The sequence below is a fragment of the Polaromonas sp. P1_G2 genome, from assembly GCF_056405515.1.
In genome coordinates this window covers 1-352 of record NZ_JBFUBY010001826.1, presented here as the reverse complement: position 1 = coordinate 352, position 352 = coordinate 1, and the positions used below count along the sequence as shown (strand labels likewise).

1 protein-coding gene is annotated in these 352 nt (G+C 58.2%); it reads left to right on the top strand.

The genetic code is table 11. The features are described 5' to 3' along the window. Nucleotides 1–26: 26 nt before the first annotated feature. Nucleotides 27–352, top strand: a 326-nt coding sequence (locus AC1D0P_RS32780) for a diguanylate cyclase (protein WP_477680531.1), incomplete at its 3' end; no start/stop codon positions are given.

The window sequence follows — 352 nt, the reverse complement described above, 5'->3', positions numbered from 1 at the left end:
AGGCTGCCCCTGCGGACAGAGCCCCATTGTTTGCACGCCTGTCGGGAGACGAGTTCGCCGTCCTGCTTTGGGAAGGCGAAGAGGATGCCGGTGCGCTGGCGACCGCAAATCAGTTCATCGACGCATTTGGCAATGGGATAAGTGTTGGCGAGGAGAGCTATCCCGTGTCGGCAAGCATTGGTGTCGCCTGCTTTCCCGCCGATGCCCAATCCTTTACGCAACTGATTTCCTGCGCCGACAAGGCCATGTATCATGCCAAAGCCGCAGGCAAGAACGGCGTCATGCGCTACGTGCGGGCATTTGCCGAGTCTGATGTACGGCTCGAACAAATCAAGCTCGAACTGCAGCAACT